This window comes from Mesorhizobium sp. M0768, from assembly GCF_040320195.1.
Taxonomy (GTDB): domain Bacteria; phylum Pseudomonadota; class Alphaproteobacteria; order Rhizobiales; family Rhizobiaceae; genus Mesorhizobium.
This window is the reverse complement of sequence record NZ_JAMYPD010000015.1, coordinates 44,732-65,982: the sequence shown is the minus strand read 5'-3', so window position 1 is coordinate 65,982 and position 21,251 is coordinate 44,732. Positions and strand designations below refer to the sequence as shown.

At 62.1% G+C, this 21,251-nt stretch carries 22 protein-coding genes and 1 pseudogene; 12 read left to right on the top strand and 11 right to left on the bottom strand.

What is annotated here, in order from left to right; translation table 11 throughout:
* Window positions 1-3: 3 nt before the first annotated feature.
* On the bottom strand, window positions 4-675 hold the full coding sequence (locus NKI08_RS19620; RefSeq protein WP_352771582.1) for a helix-turn-helix domain-containing protein: 672 nt from the start codon (window positions 673-675) through the stop codon (window positions 4-6).
* A 383-nt stretch (window positions 676-1,058) separates the two neighbouring features.
* On the opposite strand from NKI08_RS19620, the gene NKI08_RS19615 reads away from it, so the two are divergent.
* Together NKI08_RS19615 and NKI08_RS19610 are read left to right on the top strand one after the other, a co-directional pair.
* Window positions 1,059-1,424, top strand: a complete 366-nt coding sequence (locus NKI08_RS19615; protein ID WP_352470699.1) for a VOC family protein — start codon at window positions 1,059-1,061, stop codon at window positions 1,422-1,424.
* Window positions 1,421-1,786 carry a DoxX family protein gene (locus NKI08_RS19610; protein WP_352470562.1) on the top strand — a complete coding sequence of 122 codons (366 nt, stop codon included), beginning with the start codon at window positions 1,421-1,423 and terminating at the stop codon, window positions 1,784-1,786. Before NKI08_RS19615 ends, NKI08_RS19610 begins: the two co-directional genes overlap by 4 nt.
* Before the next feature lie 379 nt (window positions 1,787-2,165).
* Here the strand turns inward: NKI08_RS19610 and NKI08_RS19605 are convergent, their stop codons facing one another.
* Both NKI08_RS19605 and NKI08_RS19600 read right to left on the bottom strand, forming a co-directional pair.
* Window positions 2,166-2,558 carry a GFA family protein gene (locus NKI08_RS19605; RefSeq protein ID WP_352452141.1) on the bottom strand — a complete coding sequence of 131 codons (393 nt, stop codon included), beginning with the start codon at window positions 2,556-2,558 and terminating at the stop codon, window positions 2,166-2,168.
* Window positions 2,559-2,725: 167 nt separating this feature from the next.
* Window positions 2,726-3,574, bottom strand: coding sequence for a beta-keto acid cleavage family enzyme (locus tag NKI08_RS19600; protein ID WP_352771580.1), 849 nt, complete (start codon window positions 3,572-3,574; stop codon window positions 2,726-2,728).
* A 96-nt stretch (window positions 3,575-3,670) separates the two neighbouring features.
* Here NKI08_RS19600 and NKI08_RS19595 point away from each other — a divergent pair, with 96 nt between their 5' ends.
* The 10 genes from NKI08_RS19595 (at window position 3,671) to NKI08_RS19550 (ending at window position 15,669) form a co-directional block, all read left to right on the top strand.
* Window positions 3,671-4,576: a MurR/RpiR family transcriptional regulator gene (locus NKI08_RS19595; protein ID WP_352771578.1), complete on the top strand. Its 906-nt coding sequence runs from the start codon at window positions 3,671-3,673 to the stop codon at window positions 4,574-4,576.
* Window positions 4,573-5,904, top strand: a complete 1,332-nt coding sequence (locus NKI08_RS19590; RefSeq protein WP_352771576.1) for an aspartate aminotransferase family protein — start codon at window positions 4,573-4,575, stop codon at window positions 5,902-5,904. The genes NKI08_RS19595 and NKI08_RS19590 overlap by 4 nt, the downstream gene beginning before the upstream one ends.
* A gap of 93 nt (window positions 5,905-5,997) precedes the next feature.
* Window positions 5,998-6,951: a TAXI family TRAP transporter solute-binding subunit gene (locus NKI08_RS19585; RefSeq protein WP_352771671.1), complete on the top strand. Its 954-nt coding sequence runs from the start codon at window positions 5,998-6,000 to the stop codon at window positions 6,949-6,951.
* 56 nt (window positions 6,952-7,007) lie between these two features.
* Window positions 7,008-9,608 carry a TRAP transporter permease gene (locus NKI08_RS19580; protein ID WP_352771574.1) on the top strand — a complete coding sequence of 867 codons (2,601 nt, stop codon included), beginning with the start codon at window positions 7,008-7,010 and terminating at the stop codon, window positions 9,606-9,608.
* 88 nt (window positions 9,609-9,696) lie between these two features.
* Entirely contained in the window at window positions 9,697-10,602 is a 906-nt protein-coding gene (locus tag NKI08_RS19575; RefSeq protein ID WP_352771572.1) for a DMT family transporter, read from the top strand.
* A 147-nt stretch (window positions 10,603-10,749) separates the two neighbouring features.
* On the top strand, window positions 10,750-11,469 hold the full coding sequence (locus NKI08_RS19570) for a FadR/GntR family transcriptional regulator (protein ID WP_352771570.1): 720 nt from the start codon (window positions 10,750-10,752) through the stop codon (window positions 11,467-11,469).
* Window positions 11,470-11,521: 52 nt separating this feature from the next.
* Window positions 11,522-12,496, top strand: coding sequence for a sialic acid TRAP transporter substrate-binding protein SiaP (locus NKI08_RS19565; protein ID WP_023717039.1), 975 nt, complete (start codon window positions 11,522-11,524; stop codon window positions 12,494-12,496).
* A gap of 144 nt (window positions 12,497-12,640) precedes the next feature.
* Window positions 12,641-13,213, top strand: coding sequence for a TRAP transporter small permease (locus NKI08_RS19560; RefSeq protein ID WP_352768569.1), 573 nt, complete (start codon window positions 12,641-12,643; stop codon window positions 13,211-13,213).
* 3 nt (window positions 13,214-13,216) lie between these two features.
* Window positions 13,217-14,623 carry a TRAP transporter large permease gene (locus NKI08_RS19555; protein ID WP_023674276.1) on the top strand — a complete coding sequence of 469 codons (1,407 nt, stop codon included), beginning with the start codon at window positions 13,217-13,219 and terminating at the stop codon, window positions 14,621-14,623.
* A complete protein-coding gene (locus NKI08_RS19550) occupies window positions 14,620-15,669 on the top strand; it encodes an L-idonate 5-dehydrogenase (protein WP_352768566.1) in 1,050 nt (349 codons plus the stop codon). Before NKI08_RS19555 ends, NKI08_RS19550 begins: the two co-directional genes overlap by 4 nt.
* A 188-nt stretch (window positions 15,670-15,857) precedes the next feature.
* Here NKI08_RS19550 and NKI08_RS19545 read toward each other — a convergent pair whose 3' ends face one another.
* From NKI08_RS19545 to NKI08_RS19510, 8 genes and pseudogenes are all read right to left on the bottom strand, one after another.
* The gene (locus tag NKI08_RS19545; RefSeq protein ID WP_352771567.1) at window positions 15,858-16,166 is read right to left on the bottom strand and encodes a type II toxin-antitoxin system RelE/ParE family toxin; all 309 of its coding nucleotides are present in this window, start codon (window positions 16,164-16,166) and stop codon (window positions 15,858-15,860) included.
* A pseudogene (locus tag NKI08_RS19540) lies at window positions 16,163-16,424 on the bottom strand (CopG family ribbon-helix-helix protein). Before NKI08_RS19540 ends, NKI08_RS19545 begins: the two are co-directional and overlap by 4 nt.
* Window positions 16,425-16,877: 453 nt before the next feature.
* Window positions 16,878-18,620: a relaxase/mobilization nuclease domain-containing protein gene (locus tag NKI08_RS19535; RefSeq protein ID WP_352771565.1), complete on the bottom strand. Its 1,743-nt coding sequence runs from the start codon at window positions 18,618-18,620 to the stop codon at window positions 16,878-16,880.
* Window positions 18,617-18,868, bottom strand: a complete 252-nt coding sequence (locus tag NKI08_RS19530) for a hypothetical protein (RefSeq protein WP_352768560.1) — start codon at window positions 18,866-18,868, stop codon at window positions 18,617-18,619. The genes NKI08_RS19535 and NKI08_RS19530 overlap by 4 nt, the downstream gene beginning before the upstream one ends.
* Window positions 18,865-19,605: a lytic transglycosylase domain-containing protein gene (locus NKI08_RS34690; protein WP_502899649.1), complete on the bottom strand. Its 741-nt coding sequence runs from the start codon at window positions 19,603-19,605 to the stop codon at window positions 18,865-18,867. Before NKI08_RS34690 ends, NKI08_RS19530 begins: the two co-directional genes overlap by 4 nt.
* A 286-nt stretch (window positions 19,606-19,891) precedes the next feature.
* On the bottom strand, window positions 19,892-20,218 hold the full coding sequence (locus tag NKI08_RS19520) for a DUF736 domain-containing protein (RefSeq protein ID WP_352771563.1): 327 nt from the start codon (window positions 20,216-20,218) through the stop codon (window positions 19,892-19,894).
* Window positions 20,187-20,822 (bottom strand): S26 family signal peptidase, encoded by a 636-nt coding sequence (locus tag NKI08_RS19515; protein ID WP_352771561.1) that lies wholly within the window; start codon window positions 20,820-20,822, stop codon window positions 20,187-20,189. Before NKI08_RS19515 ends, NKI08_RS19520 begins: the two co-directional genes overlap by 32 nt.
* Window positions 20,819-21,250 carry a replication initiator protein A gene (locus NKI08_RS19510; protein ID WP_352768553.1) on the bottom strand — a complete coding sequence of 144 codons (432 nt, stop codon included), beginning with the start codon at window positions 21,248-21,250 and terminating at the stop codon, window positions 20,819-20,821. Before NKI08_RS19510 ends, NKI08_RS19515 begins: the two co-directional genes overlap by 4 nt.
* Window position 21,251 lies beyond the last annotated feature (1 nt).

Genomic DNA, 21,251 nt, shown 5'->3' with positions numbered 1-21,251 from the left:
GTTTCACCCGTTCTGCAGCAGGTGATGAATCTGTCGCGGGGTGCTTCCCGTCAGGCGTCGGCTCTCGCGGACAAGATGCGCCTGATCGGAATAGCCCGCCTCGGCTGCCAGGATGGCCGTAGCGCTGTTTGATTGGCTCGAAAGCCGCAGAAAGCGCTGGTAGCGGAGGATACGGTCAAGCGTCTTGGGGCCATAGCCGAAGCTCTCGTCGAAGCGCCGGCGCAACGTCCTTTCGCTCATCTCGAGTGCGCGCATCAACCAAGGGACGAGCGGCGCGTCGGGTGGCGGCCCGCGCTCGATCAGGCGATATGCCGCCTGCATGGGAACGTCTGGCGCGCGGGAGGCCGCCTCCTCGGCGACGACCTGTTCGAGCGAACAGGCCAGATCTTCGAGATTGTCGCCAGCGCGCACGCGGCTGGCGAGGCGCCGGGCTCGCGCGCCCCATAAATCGTCGAGCAACAGCCTCTGGCCGACAAGCTCGATTTGTGGCACGCCGAGCCATGCCGCCGCCGTGGCAGGATGAAAGCGCAAGCCGATCACGATCTCGGCTGCCGCCAGAACCTCGGTCTGCGGCTCCTTGTCGGGGCCGGCAATTCGGAAGCTGCCTCCGATCCATTGCAGGTCGATCGTTGCATCGGGCATGACGACGATTGGCGGTGCGCCCGCCGGGTCCATTCGATGCGCCCACACCGAAGCAAAGCTCCCGTGAAGCCGCGCCGACGCTGGACGTTGCTGAAATGAACCCGTTGCCTGCGCTGGGACGGGATCGCTCATCTCGCTCCTCTTCGGATTACCGGCGGTGAACCTACGACGCAGTGGCTGCGCCCGCCGTCGCTCGAGACAACAATCTGCACGACCGACAACGTCTGCCAATCGAAAACGGTTGCAAGAATCGGTTGTTTCTTCCGGCCGGAAGGAAGAGGGCAGGTGAATAATCATGTCAGATGCATCGCCTCGGCGGCGCCGTGTGAAGCCATACGTCGATGGCCGTTTTGTTCAATCCGGCAGGCGAGATGCGTGCTTATCTTTCGCCGTCGTACATCACACGAGAGGTATGCATCATGAGCAACAACAACGATCAACGGATCGACTACGTCGAATTCAACGTGAAAGACATTCAGCGGTCACGCGACTTCTACGGAAAGGCCTTCGGCTGGACCTTCACTGACTACGGCACGCAATATTGCGAGTTCAACGACGGGCGCTTGTCAGGTGGCTTCGCCGCTGGCCCAGCGAGGTCCGGAGGAGGCCCGCTCGTCATTCTCTATGCCGATGATTTGCCGGCAACGGTCAAGCGGGTCGAGGAAGCGGGAGGCACGATCGTCAGGCCGATTTATGGGTTCCCCGGCGGCCGGCGCTTTCATTTCGCGGATCCGGATGGTTACGAGCTAGCGGTTTACACCGAGGACGGCAGCAAGGAATGATCGCGTTCCTCCACCACCTTGGATTGGTTTTGCTCGGCGGCGTCTTTATCTGGGCGGGCGCCGAGCATTTCCTCAGATTCCGGGCAGTTACAGCGTCCCTGGCCGAGCGGGGCTTTCCTGCTCCCAGGCCTCTTCTCGCGGCCGGATCGGTGCTGGAGATCGCAGGCGGCTTTTGCCTAGCAGCGGGCCTTGGTGGACCCTTTCCCGCCGCGACCTTGGCCGTATTCACCATTGCGGCGTCGTTCATGGCGCTCAACTTCTGGCGCTACAGCGGCGATGAACGCGAAGCGCTTCGTACCGGCTTCACCATCAATGTCGCCGTCTTGGGCGGGTTGATTGTCGCCGCGACCACTAGCCTGTGATCATCGTTTCGAGGCGGCGGGCCACTGGACCACGACAGAGCCATTCCACGACGCTGCGCTGCTTGGGCATTTCGTTGATGGCTTCCGCAAGGCCGATCTTCCGGCGTGACCTCCTAAACGGCCAGCTTTGAACGCGGCGCTCTGTACAAAGCCTGCGTCAGGATCGCGACGATGAATCCCATCCCCTGCGATCCTCCTCTAAGGTCCGGCGCCTTGGCTGTCACGGGTCGCCTTAGGCGCTCACGAATGCCCATGGGGCAATGTGGATGAAGGCAGCGCACCTTGTAAGCATGCAAGTTCACATTTTAGCGGCGTGAGCAGGCGGCCTGTGAAAATCCATGTTCTGATGTCGTTGCCTCCTCGGCACCGTTCCTGCGACCTATTCCTCAAAGCGACCCGTGGCGTCACGATCGCGCTCGTACCGTCTGGTGAGCGGAAACGGCGGCAACCAGGACTCGCGTCGGATGATCCAGCTTTCGTAGGTTGGCATCAGCTGGTCAGGCGCATCCAGGGACCCCAGGTTTACTTCGATTTCGTCTGCGGTGCGTCCGAAAACGGAGGAGCCGCAGCGGGGACAGAAAAACCGCCCGGCGTAGTCGCGTGTTTCGCCGTCGATCGTCACCGCATCCTCAGGAAAAATCGCGGAAGCGTGAAAAAGGGCGCCATGATGCTTGCGGCAGTCGAGACAGTGACAAAGGCCGACCCGGTATGGGCGCCCTGACGCGACAATTCGGACGTTGCCGCACAGGCAACCGCCGGTGAATCGGTCCATGCTGCGTCTCCTCCAATATCAAGCGGCCGGAATGGTTACAACGACCGGCACTGTTGTTTCAATCGCCGCGCCGCGGGCGGGGACACGTCGTTCTTCCGTGGCGATGACATTGCAGCCGCCTCTCTATGTCTTGCGCGAGCTTGCCGCCGAAAATAGGCTTTGGTTTGTCATATGGAACGAAACGGCGCGTTCCATTGAGCCGCCAACTCGGCGGCCGAGGCGATCTTGACGCCGCAGTCGGCGAGTATGCGTGCGACGGTCGCTACCAGTTCGGCGTTGGACGAGGCTATGCTGCCGTCCGGAAGGAAAAGATTGTTTTCGAAGCCGACCCGGACATGGCCGCCAAGCAACGCGGCGGCGGTCACGCACGCCGCTTCGTTGCGGCCGAAGGCGCAGACGCTCCAATGGTCGAAGCGCGGCATGTTCGCCGCGAGGAATGGCAGGAGATCGGCAGGATCGGACGCCTGTCCCGGCGTGTATCGGCCCAGCACGTAGAGAACCGGTATGCTTGCCCAGGGGATCAGTCCGCGCTGCTGCATGTCCGAAAGCCTGACGGCCTCCTCGGGCGAATAGAGGATGATCTGCGGCGCAACCCCCTCGGTGTGCAGCCAGGCCATGAAGCGCACACAGGCGAGTTCCGATCCGGCATCAGGAACGATTTCGCGAAGCGCCAGCGAGACAGCTTGCGGCTTCACATCTTGTACGACGGCCATCTGTTGGGCCGGCGAATAGATACCGAGCGCTTCGGAGGTGATCTGAATTATCAAGCGGTCGCCGGCAGCACCGCGGATGGCGGCGATCGTCTGGCGGTAGGCGTCGGCGTCGAGCAGATGATTGCCGCTTCTGTCGCGGACATGGACGTGGATCATAGCCGCACCGGCATCGGCGCATTCCGCGGCCGTCCTCGCAAGTTCGGCTGGTGTCAGCGGAATCGCCGGATGGTCGGCCTTGCTGCGACGTCCCCCGTTCGGGGCGACGGCTATGGCGATGCGGTCGAGACCATGGGCCGGCTTCATGGGGATGTTCTGTGCGTGACAAGATTCATATGAATCAATCTTTGATCACACTGAAACAGACGTTGCAATCGCTGGGCTGGCGAGCTAGCAATATCCATGGACCAGGGAGAGCTTGCTGGACAGATCGTCACTGCCTTCGACGGCATGTCGGCGCAGCTTCGGTCCGCTGCGCGCTATGTCCTTGACAAGCCGTATGATGTCGCGCTGTTGTCCATGCGCGAGCAGGCCCGGCACGCAGGAGTGCAGCCGGCGACGATGACGCGGCTGGCCCAGCATCTCGGCCTTGATGGCTACGAGGCGGTACGCGATATCTACGCCGCCGCGATCCGGGACGGCGAAATCGGTTTCGCCGGCAAGGCGGGCCTTCAGGTGGCCAGCCAAAAGCTCAAGGGCGACCACGCGCTGGCGGCCGATATTCTGGATTCGATTTCTAGCCAGCTTGCCCATCTGGCCGAAAGCAGGTCGATCGACCGTCTGGTCGACACGGCCAGGGCGCTGAGTGCGGCAAGGCGCGTCTATTGCCTCGGCCTGCGCTCGAGCCACGCAGTCGCCTGGCATCTGCATTACATCCTGTCGCTGATCGGCGAGAAGTCGGTGCTGCTGCACGGCATCGGCGGAACCGATGGCGACGCTCTGGCCCATGCGACCAAGGACGACGTGCTGATCGCCGCCAGCGTCCTGCCCTACACGCGCTTCACCATCGAGCTTGTCGAGTATGCTGCCGGCCGCGGCGTACCGGTCATTGCGATCACCGACAGCGGGGTAGCCCCCTTGGCGCTGGTTGCCGATCACCTGGTCGTCGTGCCGACCGGCAGCCCGTCCTTTTTCCACACTATGACGCCAGCTTTCATCGTTGCTGAGATCCTCGGTGCTCTTGTCGCAGGGCAGGCAGGCGAGGGCGCCGTTGAGTCGCTGCGACGTTTCGATGAGCAGGGCGCCGCTCTCAAGACCCATCTGAACCAACGTCCGCCGAAGAAAATGCCCGTGAGGGACCGTCGATGACACACATTCTTCATCGAACCATCCACTCGACGCTGCCGGTCGCCGCTCGCGGCCAAGGCATCGAACTGTTCGATGCCGAGGGCAAGTCCTATATCGATGCGTCGGGCGGCGCCGCCGTGTCCTGTCTCGGCCACGGCCATCCCGACGTGATCGCTGCACTGCACACCCAGCTTGACCGCATCGCCTACGCCCACACCAGCTTCTTCACCACCGAGGTGGCGGAGCGCTTGGCGGATCGGCTGGTCGAGGACGCGCCGAAAGGCTTGGACCACGTCTATCTGGTCAGCGGCGGCTCGGAGGCGGTCGAGGCCGCGCTCAAGATGGCCAGGCAATATTTTGTCGAGAAAGGCGAGCCGCAACGGCGCCATCTCATCGCACGCCGGCAGAGCTATCACGGCAATACGCTCGGCGCTCTCGCCACCGGCGGCAACGAATGGCGGCGCGCCCAGTTCAGGCCGTTGCTGATCGAGACCCACCATATCGACCCCTGTTACGCCTATCGCTATCAAAAGCATGGCGAAAGCGACGAAGCCTATGCGGCGCGCGCCGCCCAGCAGCTCGAAGACAAGATCCTTGAACTAGGCCCGGACGAGGTCATCGCCTTTGTCGCCGAGCCGGTGGTGGGTGCCACGCTCGGCGCGGTGCCGCCGGTCGCGGATTACTTCAAGCACATTCGCGCGATTTGCGACCGCTACGGCGTGCTGCTCATTCTCGACGAGGTGATGTGCGGCATGGGCCGTACCGGCACGCTGCATGCGTGCGAGCAGGACGGCATCGCTCCCGACCTGCTGACCATCGCCAAGGGACTCGGCGGTGGCTACCAGCCGATTGGCGCGGTGCTGCTCGGCCGGCATATCTTCGATGCCTTTGTCCAAGGCTCGGGCTTCTTCCAGCATGGGCATACCTATATGGGCCATCCAATGGCAGCGGCGGCGGGCCTTGCCGTGCAGGAGGTCATCCGGCGCGACCGTCTGCTCGACAATGTCGGCGCAATGGGCGCGCAGCTGGACGAACGCCTGCATCAACGCTTCGATAACCACCATCATGTCGGCGACATTCGCGGGCGGGGTCTATTCAGGGGAATCGAGCTGGTGGTTGATCGCGCCAGCAAGGAACCATTCGACCAGAGGCTTGAACTCAACGCCCGCATCAAGCGCGAAGCAATGGCCCGCGGCCTGATGATTTATCCGATGGCCGGGACGATTGATGGTGTGCGGGGCGTTCATGTGCTTGTGGCGCCGCCATTCATCATTTCCAAACGGGATATCGATCGGATCGTCGAACGGCTCGCTGAGGCAATCGACGCTGCGATCGCTTCAGCGGCCTGACCCGCACGACGCTGACCGCCTCAACCAGTTCCAACGCGTCATCGGCGACGGGCCGGGACACCCACCAGAGAGGTAGCAACCATGTACAGTTCAATGAGAACCCTGATCGGCGCGGCGGCCTGCATGCTGCTGGCGCTGCCATCCGTCGCTGCCGAGCAGCGCTTCGTCACGGTCGGCACCGGCGGGGTCACCGGCGTCTACTACGCCGTCGGCGGCGCCATTTGCCGACTGATGAACAAGGACCGGCAGAAAACCGGCATCCGATGCTCGACGGAGTCGACCGGCGGTTCGGTCTTCAACGTCAACTCCATCCAGACCGGCGACCTCGATTTCGGCTTGACCCAATCGGACGTTCAGTACCAGGCCTATGAGGGGACCGGAAATTTCGACGGCAAGCCGTTCAAGGATCTGCGGGCCGTGTTCTCTGTCCATCCCGAGCCGTTTACCGTGCTGGCGCGGCCAGACGCCGGCGTCACCAAATTCGAGGACTTCAAAGGCAAACGCTTCAACGTCGGCAATCCCGGGTCAGGCACCCGCTCGTCCATGGAGGAGTTGCTCAAGCAGATGGGCTGGACGCTCGGCGATTTCTCGCTTGCCGCGGAGCTGAAGGCGGACGAGCAGGGCAGCGCGCTGTGCGACAACAAGATCGACGGTTTCTTCTACGGCGTTGGCCATCCTTCCGCCGCGATCCAGGATCCGACCACGGCCTGTGGCGCCAAACTCATCCCGCTGACCGGTCCGGCAGTGGACGCGCTGTTGGCAGCTCATCCGTACTATTCAGTCGCCACCATCAAGGGCGGCATGTACGCCAACAATCCGGACGACGTGACGACATTCGGCGTCCGCGCGACAGTGGTGACGAATGCCAGCACGCCCGATGAGGTGGTCTACGAACTGGTGAAGTCGGTCTTCGAAAATTTCGACGACTTCAAGAAACTGCATCCGGCTTTCGCCAATCTCGATCCCAAGGAGATGATCAAGACCGGTCTGTCGGCGCCAATGCATCCGGGCGCGGAGCGCTATTACAAGGAGAAGGGCTGGCTCTGAGGCCTTCAATGCGAGGCGCCACAGGCGCCTCGCATCGCAAATAATTGTGGGGAACGATGACAGATCAAAGCCAGCGGGCGGCAGGGCCTGACCAACCCGTTATCGACATTGACAAGCTTAGCGAGATCGTCGCCGAGGCCGACACCGGTGGGCGCAAGCCGACCGGCCGCACCGCGAAGCTGATCCTCGGCGTATCGCTGGCATGGTCGCTGTTCCAGCTCTGGTATGCCTCGCCCCTTCCGTTCATGCTCAATTTTGGTGTCATCAGCGATGGCATCGCCCGCTCCATCCATCTGGCCTTCGCCCTGTTTCTGGCGATGCTGACGTTTCCGGCCTTCAAGACCTCGTCGCGCAGCCGGGTGCCGCTGCCCGACTGGGTGCTAGGCATCGCCGGGGCGGCGTCCGCCCTCTATCTGTTGGTCTTTTACAGCGATATCGCCCATCGGCCGGGCCTTCCTACTACGGCTGACCTGGTCGTCTCGATCGCCGGCGTCCTCATCCTGCTCGAGGCCGCCCGTCGCGCCGTCGGGCCTGCCATCACCGTCATCGCGGCGATCATGCTGATCTATATCTTCGCCGGGCCTCACCTACCTGGCCTGCTCGGCCACAAAGGCGCGACGTTATCGCGCGCAGCCTCGCAGATGTGGCTGACGTCGGAGGGGGTCTTCGGTGTTGCCCTTGGTGTGTCCACCAACGTCGTCTTCATGTTCGTTCTGTTCGGAACATTGCTGGAGCGCGCCGGAGCCGGCGGCTTTTTCATCCAGCTTGCCTTCTCGCTGCTCGGCAAATACCGCGGCGGTCCGGCCAAGGCCGGTGTTGTGGCTTCCGGCCTGACCGGCATGATTTCCGGGTCGTCGATCGCTAATGTCGTGACCACCGGAACCTTCACCATCCCGCTGATGCGCCGGGTCGGATATTCTGCGGTGAAGGCGGGCGCCATCGAATGCGCGGCCGGCGTCAATGGTCAGCTGATGCCTCCGGTGATGGGCGCCGCCGCGTTCTTGATCGCGGAATATGTCGGCATCTCCTATGCCGAGGTGGTCAAGCACGCCTTCTATCCGGCGCTGCTGACCTACGGCTCGTTGTTCTACATCGTCGATATCGAGGCGATGAAGACGGGGATGAAGGGCCTGCCGTCACGCAGCACGCACTCCGCATTTCAGGGCGCGCTGCGCGGGCTGATTGGCATATGCGGTTTCATCATCCTCGCAGGGCTTGTCTATTACGGCATTGGCTGGACGAAGATCGTTTTCGGCGCGGCCGCGACCTGGATGATCACTGCCGCGCTGATCGCCGTTTACATCGGCCTTGTCGCCTACCGGGCGCGTTATCCCGACCTGCCGCTGGAGGATCTGGAGGGCGAGATCGTCAGGATTCCCCACTTCGGCGAGACGGCACGCACCGGCCTGCATTTTCTGCTGCCTGTGATCCTGTTGATCTGGTGCCTGATGGTGGAGGAGTTGTCGCCCGGCCTGTCGGCATTCTGGGGCGCTGTCGCCCTTATGGCGCTGATCGTCACGCAGCGGCCGCTCACCGCCTTTTTCCGCAAGGACCGCGCGCTGGCGCAGCATTGGCTTCGCGGTTTCGACGATCTGGTCGGTGGGCTGTCCGCCGCCGCACGCAACATGACGACGGTCGGCATTGCCACTGCGACGGCCGGCATCATCGTCGGCACGGTTCTGCTCACGGGCATCGGGCTGGTAATGACCGAGCTGGTCGAATTCATCTCGGGCGGCAGCTTCATCGTCATGCTTTTGTTCACCGCGGTGATCTGCATCATTCTCGGCATGGGCATGCCGACCACTGCAAGCTATGTCGTCGTCGCCACCTTGATGGCGCCGGTCATCGTCGATTTGGCGGCGCAGAACGATCTTGCCGTGCCGCTGGTCGCCGTCCACATGTTCGTTTTCTATTTCGGGCTGATGGCGGACGTGACGCCGCCAGTGGGTCTGGCAGCTTATGCTGCTGCGGCAATTTCCGGCGCCGATCCGGTGAAGACCGGCATTCAGGGCTTCAAGTACGAGATCCGTACCGGCCTGCTGCCGTTCATCTTCATCTTCAACACCGGACTGCTGATGATCGATCTCGAAGGTCCGTTCGATTTCGTCGCGATGGTGGCGACATCGACGCTGGCCATGGTCTCGTTTGTAGCAGCGACGCAGAATTGGATGCTCGTGCGCAACCGCTGGTACGAGACGATTGCGTTGCTTGTGGCCTGTTTCATCTTGTTCAGGCCGGGATTGTTGCTCGATCAGGTGAGTGAACCGTATCGGGCAGTACCCGCCACCGAACTCAGCCGTATCGTCGACGAGACGGCCGAGGGAGGCGCGGTTCGCTTGCGCCTGACGACACTGAACCTCAACGGCGATGAGATATCGAAGCTGGTTCGGCTGCAGCTCGGGCCTGCAAATTCATCGGCCGAACGCCTGAAGGCTGCGGGCCTGGACGTCAGTGCGCTTGGCGATAGCGTGACGGTCGGCGTCGTGCGACTGGGCAGCCAGGCGGCCAAATTCGGCCTGCAGCCCGGCGACGAAATCAACCAGGTGCTAGTCCCTGCGGAACGGCCATCGCGCTATTGGTTTACCATCCCGGCCCTGTTGTTGGTCGGTCTCGTCTTCTGGGTTCAGAAGCGGCGAAGGCGGACAATCGGTCTGTAAGCGTCTTGTGAGCGGAAGCGTCTCGGCCAGCATGTCAGTAACAAGAGAACCAAACGGCGCCGCGGAACCGACTAATGCGGAAATGCGCATGACGACGCGCGACCGCCCCTTCGAACCCGTCGACTACGGGCTTTACGCGCTGACGGTCATTGCCTGGAGCGCATCGTGGTTCGCGATCGAACTTCAGGTCGGCAGCGGTGTGTCGAACGAGGTCAATCTGGTCTGGCGCTTCGCCATCGCCACGCTGCTGATGTTTGCCTGGGCGGGCTTTTCCGGTCGGCGGCTCCGCTTTCCGATCACCGATCATTTGCGCTTTGCTGTGCTCGGCATCCTCATCTTCTCGTCGAACTTCCTGTTTTTCTATTACGGCGCCGGCTATCTCGTCAGCGGCTTGCTCTCGGTCGTCTTCTCGCTCGCCTCGGTCATCAACATGCTGCTCGGTGCCCTGGTCGTCGGCGAGCGCCCGGCGCCGCGCATTCTCGCCGGCGGCCTCATCGGCTTCGCCGGCATAGCGCTGATGTTCTTTCCCGAAATTGCCGCGAACGGGCTTTCCGGCGGCACGTTGGTGGGGCTTCTGCTGTGCCTCTGTGGCACGCTGAGCTTCTGCGCCGGTAATCTCGTCTCCGTCGCAAACCAGCGCCGCGGCCTGCCGCTCGTTTCAACGAGCGCCTGGGGCATGCTTTATGGCACTTTGTGGTCGGCGTTGTTGGCCTTCCTGCTTGGTGAGCCGTTCGTGTTCGCGACGACCGCCTCTTATATCGGCTCGCTGGTCTTCCTCGCCGTCATATCGACGGTCATGGCTTTCGCCGCCTACCTGACGCTGCTCGGACGCATTGGCGGCGCCCGCGCCGGCTATGCGACCGTCATATTTCCCGTCTTTGCGCTTTTGATCTCCACGGCGCTGGAAGGCTATGCCTGGACCGCTTACGCGATCGCCGGGCTCGTCCTCGTCGGCGCCGGGAACGTCCTGGTCATTCGCGGGGGACGGCGCTGACGCATGGAATGCTTGCGCAATGCCGCCGCGTTCCGGTTGTGCGGGTCGCGGTTCTATCGAGCTTGACTCTCCGCATCCTCTGTCTAAGCTGCGGTCAATGGGTCAGACCAATGTACCAGGGTTGGCCCGGGAGGGAACTAGACGCGCATGCCGATCCAGGCCGTTGAACCACGCCGGCTTTACCGACAGGTCGCCGATCAGCTCAGGCAGCTGATCGATGCCGGCGAGTTTTCCGTCGGCGACCGTCTGCCGACCGAGCGGGATCTGGCCGACCAGCTCGGAATTTCCCGCCCGACGGTCCGTGAAGCGCTGATAGCCCTGGAGGTCGAAGGCCGCATACGCATCCGCGTCGGCTCGGGTATCTACGTCACCGATCCGCCGAGCGCCGCCGCCTCCGAACCCGAAATAGAGGAAGGCCCGTTCGAGCTGTTGCGCGCGCGCGAATTCGTCGAAGGCGCGATCGCCGCCGAAGCGGCCCTCCATGTCCGGCCTGCAGATATCGAACGGGTCGACGACGTGCTGCGCCGGATGGAGGCCATGCGTCACCCCAACAAGATGACCATTGCGCTCGACCGGGAATTCCACACCGCCGTCGCCGGCATTCTCGAGAACGCGGTGCTGGTGCGCTTCATCGGAGAGCTTTTCGACCAGCGCATGAACCCGTACTTCGAACGCCTGTCGATCTATTTCGAGACCAGCGATTCCTGGCAGGTCGCGGCAAAGGAACATCTTGCCGTGCGTGATGCAATTGCCGCGCGCGACCCCGAGCGGGCCAAGGCCGCCATGCAGCAGCATCTGCGCCAGTCGCAAATCAGATTCTCACGCAATTTCGATGAGAGAGCCGCAGCCAAGGAGGTTGCGGAATAGCAGTTGGCCGGGGGGGAGATCCGGCCGTCAAGTTCAACCAGGGAGGAATTAGATGCTGAGAAAATACGCAGTTCTGCTCGGTGCGATCGCCGCAATTGCCATACCCATGGCGTCGGCCTCGGCGGAAACGGTCCTGAAATGGGCGCATGTCTACGAGACGACGGAGCCCTTCCACACCGAATCCGTGTGGGCGGCCGACGAAATCAAGAAGCGCACCCAGGGCCGCTACGCCATCGACGTCTATCCGGCCTCGCAGCTTGGCAAGGAAGCAGACATCAACCAGGGCCTGATGCTCGGCACCGTCGATATCATCATTTCCGGATCGAGCTTCGCGGCGCGCGAATATCCACCGATCGGCGTCACCTATTTCCCATACACTTTCCGCGATGCCGACCATTTGCTGAAATACACCAAGAGCGACGTCTACAAGGCCCTGACCAAGGGCTATGAGGACAAGACCGGCAATCACATCGCCGCCACCACCTATTACGGGACGCGGCAGACCACCTCGAACCGTCCGATCGCCAAGTGCTCCGACATGCAGGGCCTGAAGATGCGGGTTCCCGACGTGCCGGCCTATCTGGCCATGCCTCGTGCCTGCGGCGCCAACACCGCGCCGATTGCCTTCGCCGAGGTGTATCTGGCCCTGCAGAACGGCACGGTCGAGGCCCAGGAGAATCCGCTGACCACCATCGAGGCGAAGAAATTCTACGAGGTGCAGAAGAACATCGTGCTCACTGGCCATATCGTCGATCATCTCAACACCATCATATCGGCGTCGCGCTGGGCCTCGCTTTCCGACGAGGACAAGAAGATCTTCACCGAGGTGATGCAGGAGGCTGCCGCCCGCGCCACGGCAAAGATCGTCGCCCGCGAAAAGGAACTGGTGCAGGTATTCAAGGACCGCGGCATCAGCGTAACCGATGTCGACCGTGCCGACTTCGAGAAGAATGTGCTGGAGAAGGTCACCTTCGAGGAGTTCGGCTACAACAAGGCCGATTGGGAAGCGATCCGCGCCATCAAGTAGGGCACCGGGAAATCAGATGCTTGATCAAGAGGATAGAGCGGCAATCGGATTTGCTGCTTTAACCTGCCCTTACGTCCGGCTCCGGATTGCGCCGGACGGCCTTTTCAATCCTTGACGACCCACCAGCTTCGGGAGCCCGCGCCGATGGCCGAGGAACACCACATCGAGATCACCGTCGAAGAGATCGCGCACGCCTTCGAGGAGGTGCCGGTACACGTCGACCTGTCGGACCACGGCATCGAGGACTGGATCACGCTTGCCGTATTCTGGGGCATGGTCGTGTGTGTCTTCCTGCAGTTCTTCACCCGCTATGCGCTGAACAACAGCCTTGCGTGGACCGAGGAGATCGCCATCAACGCGCTCGTCGTCGTCGTTTTTCTGGGCGCCGCCATGTGCGTGCGCCTTTCGCGCCATATCCATGTCGACGTGCTTTACCACTATCTGCCGGAGCGCGTCGGCCGCTGGCTGGCGCTCGCCGTCGATGTTATCCGCATCGCATTCTTCGCCTACGGATCCTGGCTGATGTGGCGCTACGTCACGATCGTGGCGCATGAGCGCATGGTCACCGTCAACCTGCCGCGGCGCTGGTTTTTCTACGCCGTACTGGCCGGGTTCGTGCTGATGCTACTGCGCTCGATCCAGGTCTTCATCGGCAATTACAGGCGCGGCTATTCGGTGCTCGAGCGTCCTGGCGCGTTCGAGACGGCGGGGGTCTGAGCGATGCTGCTTCTGGTCGGGGGCTTTCTTGTCCTGATGCTCATCGGCGTGCCGGTCGCCGTTTCGATGGCGGCCGCGTCGATCCTTTACCTCGTCATCTACGGCGTCGCGCCCGATATCATCGCGGCCCAGCGCATGATCGCCGGGGTGGAGAGCTTTCCGCTGCTCGCCGTTCCGTTCTTCATCCTGGCCGGCAACCTCATGAACATCGCCGGCGTGACCGGGCGCATCTATTCCTTCGCCCTTGCCCTGGTCGGCTGGATGAAAGGCGGCCTGGCGCAGGTCAACATCATCGGATCGGTGATCTTTTCCGGCATGTCGGGCACCGCGCTCGCCGACGCCGCCGGCATCGGCACAATCGAGATCAAGGCGATGAAGGACCACGGCTATCCGATCGACGCCGCGGTCGGGGTTACCGCCGCTTCAGCCACGCTCGGACCGATCTTCCCGCCTTCGCTCCCCTTCGTCATCTACGGCATGATGGCCAATGTTTCGATCGGTGCGCTGTTCATGGCCGGCATCCTGCCCGGCGTGGTCATGACCGTGCTGATGATGATTACGGTTGCCATCTTTGCCTACAATCGCGGCTGGGGTTCCGACACGCCTTTCGAGCTTCGGCGGCTGGCCGAAGCGGCGGGCGAGGTGCTGGTGGTGGCTGCCTTTCCGATTGGCTGTTACGTGCTTGTGCAGCTTGGCCTGTCGATCAACATCGCGGTCGGCATCGCGCTGCTGCTACTGATCGCCGCGGACTGGTATTTCGATTTCTCCGCGGTCATGGCGCTGATGACGCCGGTCATCCTGATCGGTGGCATGACGATGGGCTGGTTTACGCCGACCGAAGCGGCGATGGCGGCTGTGATCTGGTCGCTTTTCCTCGGGCTGGTGCGCTACCGCACGATGACGCTGCGTTTGCTTGCCAAGGCCAGCTTTGACACGATCGAGACGACCGCCTCGGTGCTTTTCATCGTCACCGCCGCATCGATCTTCGCCTGGCTGCTCACCGTCAGCCAGGCAGCACAGCTGTTCTCGAACTTCATTTTCGCGCTCACCGAAAACAAGTGGGTCTTCCTGATCCTGGTCAACATCCTGATGCTGGTGGTCGGCTGCTTCCTCGATACGATCGCCGCGATCACGATTCTGGTGCCGATCCTGCTGCCGGTCGCCGCCGTCTACGGCATCAACCCGGTGCATTTCGGGCTGATCATGACTCTCAACCTGATGATCGGGCTTTTGCACCCGCCGCTCGGCATGGTGCTGTTCGTGCTGTCGCGCGTCGCCAAGCTCTCGGTTGAGCGCACCACCATGGCGATCCTGCCGTGGCTGGTGCCGCTTATCGTGGCGCTGCTTCTGATCACCTTCATACCCGCCATCACGCTTTGGCTGCCGACCGAGATGGGCTTGATCCGGTGAGTGGCCAGGTGATTGCCGCGACGCTGTTCGGCCCGCAGGACCTGCGCGTCGTGGAGCGTCCGCTTGAACCGCTGGCACCAGGCATGGTGCGGGTGCGCTTTGGGGCAGGGGGCATCTGCGGCTCCGACCTGCATTATTTCCGCCATGCCCGTACCGGCGACTTCGTCGTCACTTCGCCGCTTGTCCTCGGCCACGAAATCTCAGGCGAAATCGTCGAGATCAACGGCGCCGCGCCCGGCCTCGGCATCGGCGACCATGTCGCGGTCAATCCGTCGCGCTGGTGCGGGCGTTGCGCGCGATGCCTGGAAGGCCGCGCCAATCTCTGCGAAAACATCTATTTCATGGGTTCGGCATCGAAGACGCCGCATATGCAGGGCGGCTTCGCCAGTCTGTTCGACGCCACGCCCGCGCAATGTTTCAAGGTTCCATCTGACGTGGCCTACCAGGCGGCCGCACTTGCCGAGCCGCTGGCGGTCAGTCTGCACGCCGTCGCGCGGGCGGGCGACGTCAGGGGCCGCAACGTCGTCCTGTTCGGTGCCGGCCCCATCGGTCTCTTGACCATGCTCGCGGCCAGGCTTGCCGGCTGCGCTGAACTGACCGTCGCCGACATCGCCGCCGCGCCGCTCGCCTTCGCCCGCAGTTTGGGTGCCGACAGGACGATCGGCCTTTCCGGCGGCGACGCCGAACTCCAGGCGCTTGCTGCCGGCGATTCGCTTGATGTGGCGTTCGAGATTTCAGGCACTGCCGCCGGCCTTGCCGCGGCGATCGCCAGTGTCCGGCGCGGCGGCACGGTGGTCCAGGTCGGCAATCTTCCCGGTGGCCAGATCCCGCTGCCTGCCAATGCAGTGATGGCCAAGGAGATCGACCTCAAAGGCACATTCCGCTTCGGCACGGAGTTCGGCCGGGCGGTCGATCTCATCGTGTCGGGGGAGGTGGACGTCCTGAAGCTGATGACAGCGGAGCGCACGCTTTCTTGCGCCCCCGATGCCTTCCGACTTGCCGCCGACCGTTCACAGAGTGTCAAGGTAGTGCTGACCGCGGACTGAATCGTGGTTTTTGCCAGATCGTTGGCGGCCATAACTCATTGCGAACGGACGAAACTCAGAACGTGCTCGACGTATATGCTCCCACCCAGGTCTCCGGTTAAACTCCGGAGCAATACCCGGCAGCTTGCTGTCAAAATTGTTGGCAGCAAATCCGCTCGCGATGAAAGCCCTTCGTCGCGAGATTTCGTTCAGTTCGGCCATTCCTCGTCCTGCCAATCGCGCGCTGCGTGGATCACCCGCAAAATTGAAATGCTTTGTCGGGCGCCCTTGGCGGTCACGGCATAAGCGATGATGTAGGGCAGGCGACTCAAAGGCTTTTCATAGGTGCCGGATACACGGCCGGGTCGCCCGGTTGCCATTTCCCCAAGCGCGGCCCCTGCGTCCAGAATCCGGTCTGCTGCCAGGCGCGCAGCGCGCGGATTATCCTGCGAGATATAGGCGATCTGTTCCTTGATGTCGTCCAGCTCACCGCGAGACCACTGAACGGCTCGCGTCACACCTTGCGGCCCGTGCCGGCATCAATCGCGGCATAAATTTCTGCCATAGCCTTATCATGAGACACGATGCGCCCAGCTTCGACATCAGCAAGGCCGCGCTTGATACCTTCAATGATTTCAAGCTCGCGATCGACTTACGCTGCGACGGCTTCACCTGCGAGGAATGACTTGCTACGCCGGGTGTCGGTTTGCGATCCGGTCGAGCTTTTCCTTTACATCGGGACTGACGCGAATTGTCATAGTGGTGCTAGCGGCCATAGCGGTGTCCTGTGTTGATCGGTGTACACCTTAGCACAGAGCGCCGCGCTGGTTCATTATCCCCTGACCGCCGAGCCGACGATCGAATCCACAAAGAAGCGCTGCAGCAAGACGAAGAGCACCAGTGGCGGGAGCACGGCAAGCGTGGCGCCAGCCATCACCAGTCCCGTGTTGAGAGCGCCTCTGTTGTAGCTGAGCAGGCGACTAAGGCCGATGACGATTGGATATTCGTGTGCATTGCCCTGTAGAACGGTCAGCGGCCAGAGATAGCTATTCCAGTGATAGACGAAGGCAAACAGCGCCAGTGCCGCGATTGCCGGCGCCAGACTGAATCGAGGATGCGCAAAGTCCCTGTTTTTTGCGAGGTAATCGGCGCTTCACTGTGCAGGTACAAATAGAATGTGCGACCGTGCTGGCTTCCCAGCATCAGGATAGAGCATACGCCTGGAACCTTCATAGCCCGATGCCGCGCTTCTTTCCCAGGTTCCAATCCACGCCCCCCATATCCGAGCACACGACCCCGATGACTTGATTACCCAATCGCTTTTCGAGCGACGGCGACCAGGGCACGAGCTTGAATTCGAGTCCATTGTCGATCATCGCGAGCCGGCCTGAAGCCAGCGAGAAACGCCGCCGGTAAATCCCAGCCACATGATCGCCGTTGGCAGCCTTCGTGAACGAGAGGCCCGTCTGGGCGGCGAGGCGGGCACCGAGCGATTCCACCTCATGATCGTGTAAAGTATCGATCAGATTGCGCACAAGAATGACGCGCTGTCCCTCGCGCTTGGCCAGATCGCGGCTGACAAGGTGGTCGACCCGATCTTGCAGTGCCTGTCTTACGTCCCTACCAAAGCCGCCGTCACCGAATTCGGCAGGCTCGCGTGCAACGAGTTGGCGATCGAGCCAAGTCGCGCCGGAAGCATGGACCTGCTGTTCGATTGACAGGTCGGAGCGGACCGCGAGCGTGACCCGGCCACCGCCATTTGCACTCGCATCGCGGCACAACTCCACGACCGAGCCCGGGTCGGAGTCTCCGGCCGCATCAGGGTCATGGAAGCGAATGTGGTGCGTGCGTCCATCAATGCCATCGACGATGGCATAGGCCGCGCCGCGCCGTTCGTCATAAAGGCCGCGTTCGAGCAGTCGGCCGATCACGGGCGCATCAATCCTTTCGGCGGCTAGCACATAGTCGGCCGTCCCTTTTTCTAGCCCATGCACAGTGAGGCTGCGGTGCATGCGCTTGATGATGTCGCCGCGTTCACCGAGGGCGCGCAAAGTGGGCTCGGCCTGTTCGACCACTATCCACTGGCCGGGACGGATCTCGTTCGCGAGGCCCAGGCTTTCCAGTTGCCGCAGCCGGCCGACTTTGAGCCCCAGGAACTCGTCGGGCCGGCGATCAGGACGTGGCGCGAGATCAATGATACCATGACGGTCGGCGTCACGAACAAGCTGGCGATCGAGCTGCGTCCAGCGCTCAGTGTCGACCTGGCGCTCGATGGCCCGGCGGATGTCGAGGTCCATGCGGAGCCCAAGCGTCTGGGTGAGAATGTCGCTCGCCCGATCGCGCATGCCCTGGCGGATGTAGTCCCGCGAGATGACAAGGCTCTCGCCATCGTCGGCAACGCCGCGAACGAGGATGTGAACGTGCGGATGTTCGGTGTTCCAGTGATCGACGGCTATCCAGTCGAGCCTCGTGCCGAGGTCGCGCGCCATGTCGGCCATCAGGTCACAAGCGAAGTTCTTGAGGTCGCCGAGCTCCATTGCATCGTCTGGCGAAACGATGAAACGGAAGTGATGCCGATCATCCTTGCAGCGGTCGCAGAAGGCGTCATGATCTGCATCTTTGGTGTCGGGACCGAACATCCTCGCCTTCTCACCATCACGTGTAACACCTTCGCGGCGAAGATATTTGAGATGGGTGGCGAGTGGCCCAGACCCTCTGAACTGCCGTACCACACGGGTCTTGACGACGGCGCCGCGTGACCGGTCAGAGATGAGGCGACTGGCGCGGATGCTCGCTGACCTGCCGCGGCCAAACGTTGAAGCTCGCGGGGAGGTGATCCGACCCGAGCGTGTAAGGTGACCGCCGGCGCGCTGTGTGGCCGCAAGAGCCTGGAAGATGAAGGGTCGTGCGCGCTGGCCGGCGCGGGAGCGGATGCGACCAGGGCGGACGCGAAAGCTATCGTCACGCTTCATGCTAGACGGCCACGAGGTGCGGTTTCCATTGAAACACTGAAAAATTGGGAATAGCGCACATCGCTGATTGTGCCAGCACATTGCGAAATGAGACGAAAATTGTAAGGAAAACAATCGGCCGAACCGAGCCGCACCTCGCGGCCCTTTATCCTGCCAATCTCTCTGTTCTCATCCACAGCCAACCCTTCCGCCGCAATTTCCGCGACGGAACAGGCCGGAATGCAATTGAGGACGAACGTGGCGATCATCGCGATATGGCTAAAGAGGGCTGAGCGAATAGGCCGGAAACAGCGTGGTTCGATTGGAAATCGGGTTCACCCGGCTGTGGCTCGATCGCGGTCAGGTCCGCAGCAGGATCGCCCATTGGCGACCGCATTGCGGACGAATAAATCGCCGCAAAGATCGTCTCGGCATAACCATTGCCATCCGATGCAGCGGCGTTCCGAATGTCATGGGGATGCGGAAAGATCGTTGCACCTTGCCGCGCGCGCCGCGGAGTGAGAACTGCACCATCGAGCAGCGGCGCAAGTTTCCTGACGTAGTCGACCGTCTCGCGTGGCAGCGGACGGCCGGTTAAGAGATGTTCCGTGTACCGACCAGGACCGGCATTGTAAGCGGCAAGAAAGCCGCTGCGCCCGAAGCTGTCGAGCATTTCGCGAAGATATGCTGCACCTGCAAGAATGTTGTCACGCGGTTGATAGGGATCGTCACCAAGACGGTATTTGATGCGCAGTTCCTGCCACGTCGCCGGCATGATCTGCATCAAGCCCATTGCGCCCTTGCTTGAAAGCGCACGAACATCGCCGACGCTCTCGACATGCATAACGCCGCGCAGCAACTGCTCTGGAATGGCGAAGCGTTTTGACGCTTCCCGGATATGCCGCGACCACGGGCCAGCCGACAAGATCGTCGACTCGGAGTGCGCCGGCCGTTCACCAGCACAGGAAGCCGCTGCACCAGTTTCGGGCGCCACGAAGCCGAGCATGACACATGCGGCAAACGTCGTCATGCCTCTGTGGGCTGCGTCCCGCAGACCGCAGAACCGATGCGCTGCCAGCCTGCGACGGTGTTCGCTTCCGTTAAGGGCAGGGGCTCGCCAATCGAACCGGCTTTGCCAAAACTGTGATGAAATCGGTGTCCGCAGCCACAAGCAAGTGTCCGGCCCCCTCTTGGCTGCCTCGCGGGCGGTCGGGTCGAAGGTTTTCACCGGCGCGCAATGGATCAAAAGGGTTGGCGAGAAAGATTCGTCGAAGGGCTCCAGAAGCATCTGTTCAGCCTCGCCCGTCGCGCTTCGAAGATCGCTTCCAGTGCAGGCTCCAGACGCTGTTCTCTGCATCGGACCGGAACAGCTTGGCGCGGATCGGCTGCGTAAAGGGCGGGTCGTCTATTGAGACGGAGAGGTAATCCCCAGCCTTGTCTCCGGCGCGGTCCCAAGCCGCACCGACCGCCATCCCTTCGCAATAGATCAGATGGTCGGGCGCGTTTTCGGTTTTGGATTTCTCGGCAGGCAGGATGGCAATCTTCGCCTCGATTGTTAGCGTGGAGAGATTGCCGAAGAAGCCGTCATCATTGCGCGTGAAGGTTCCGATCTGGGTCATTGCAGTGCTCCTTTCTGAGTGTTGGTGCGCGTCGAGCCGAGCCCTCACGGCTCGCTAGCGAGGGATCGTTGGTGATTTCCAGTACCGGAGTGGTGCGCTCCGTGGTCCAGACGGGAACCGCGCGGCCAACTATCGATGAGAGCGGGAGCGGGCCGAAATAGCGGCTGTCAAAACTGTCGGCTGCACCCGGGTTCATAAGGAAGACGTCGGCCTCGGCAACGTCGCGGCAGCCCTGCCAGATGGGCAGGGATCGACCACGACTGTCACGCTCGCGCGCATGTCCATACGTCTTGCCGTTGACGATGATCATTGTGCCTTGGCGACAGACGGTTGCGCCCCCGAGTGCCAAAACACGCTTCAGGAGCGGCACTTTTTTCGGCAGATAGCCGCGTCTTGCCATGAAGGCCGCCAATGGCTCGGGCGGCATGATGACGGCGATATTGGCAATACCGATTTTGTCGGCCGGCTGGACGCGATAGAGCCCGACGGGGATGCTCGCCGATGCGTTCCAGATGGACAGCGGCGGATGGCTAATCCATGCCGGCGCCGCGGCGAGCACTGCGCCGCCAACCATGGTGGCGATGATCTTTGTGCGTCTGCTCATGACTCGATCCCGGGGCGCAGCAGGAAAGCTTTACGACGCTTGCCGGCGTATGGACTCGGCTGCTCGCGTGCGGCTATCCGGCTGTGGACGTGCCGCCGTTGACGCGGCGACATGAAGGTCAGGATTTGCTGCTGTTTCGCCGCTACCAAGCGGCGCGGTTGCAATCTCCTGGCTTGCGCGTGGATGGTTTGCGACGCAGCCCAGACCAGGATGGCAGCGTTCCAAATCGTTGCCATGCCGTGCACACTTGCCGCCTCAACGCAGGTCGGTTCTTCGCCCGCATGAGGGTGGATCGGTGTCAGGTGGCGGGATTTCACCAATAAGACGAGCTGCCGCGCCACGACGTCCCGCGTGCCGCGTGGAGGGAAGCCGGTTGAGGGGATATAAGACAGCGCAAATTGCTGCTGAACGGTCTCGCGATACTGCATT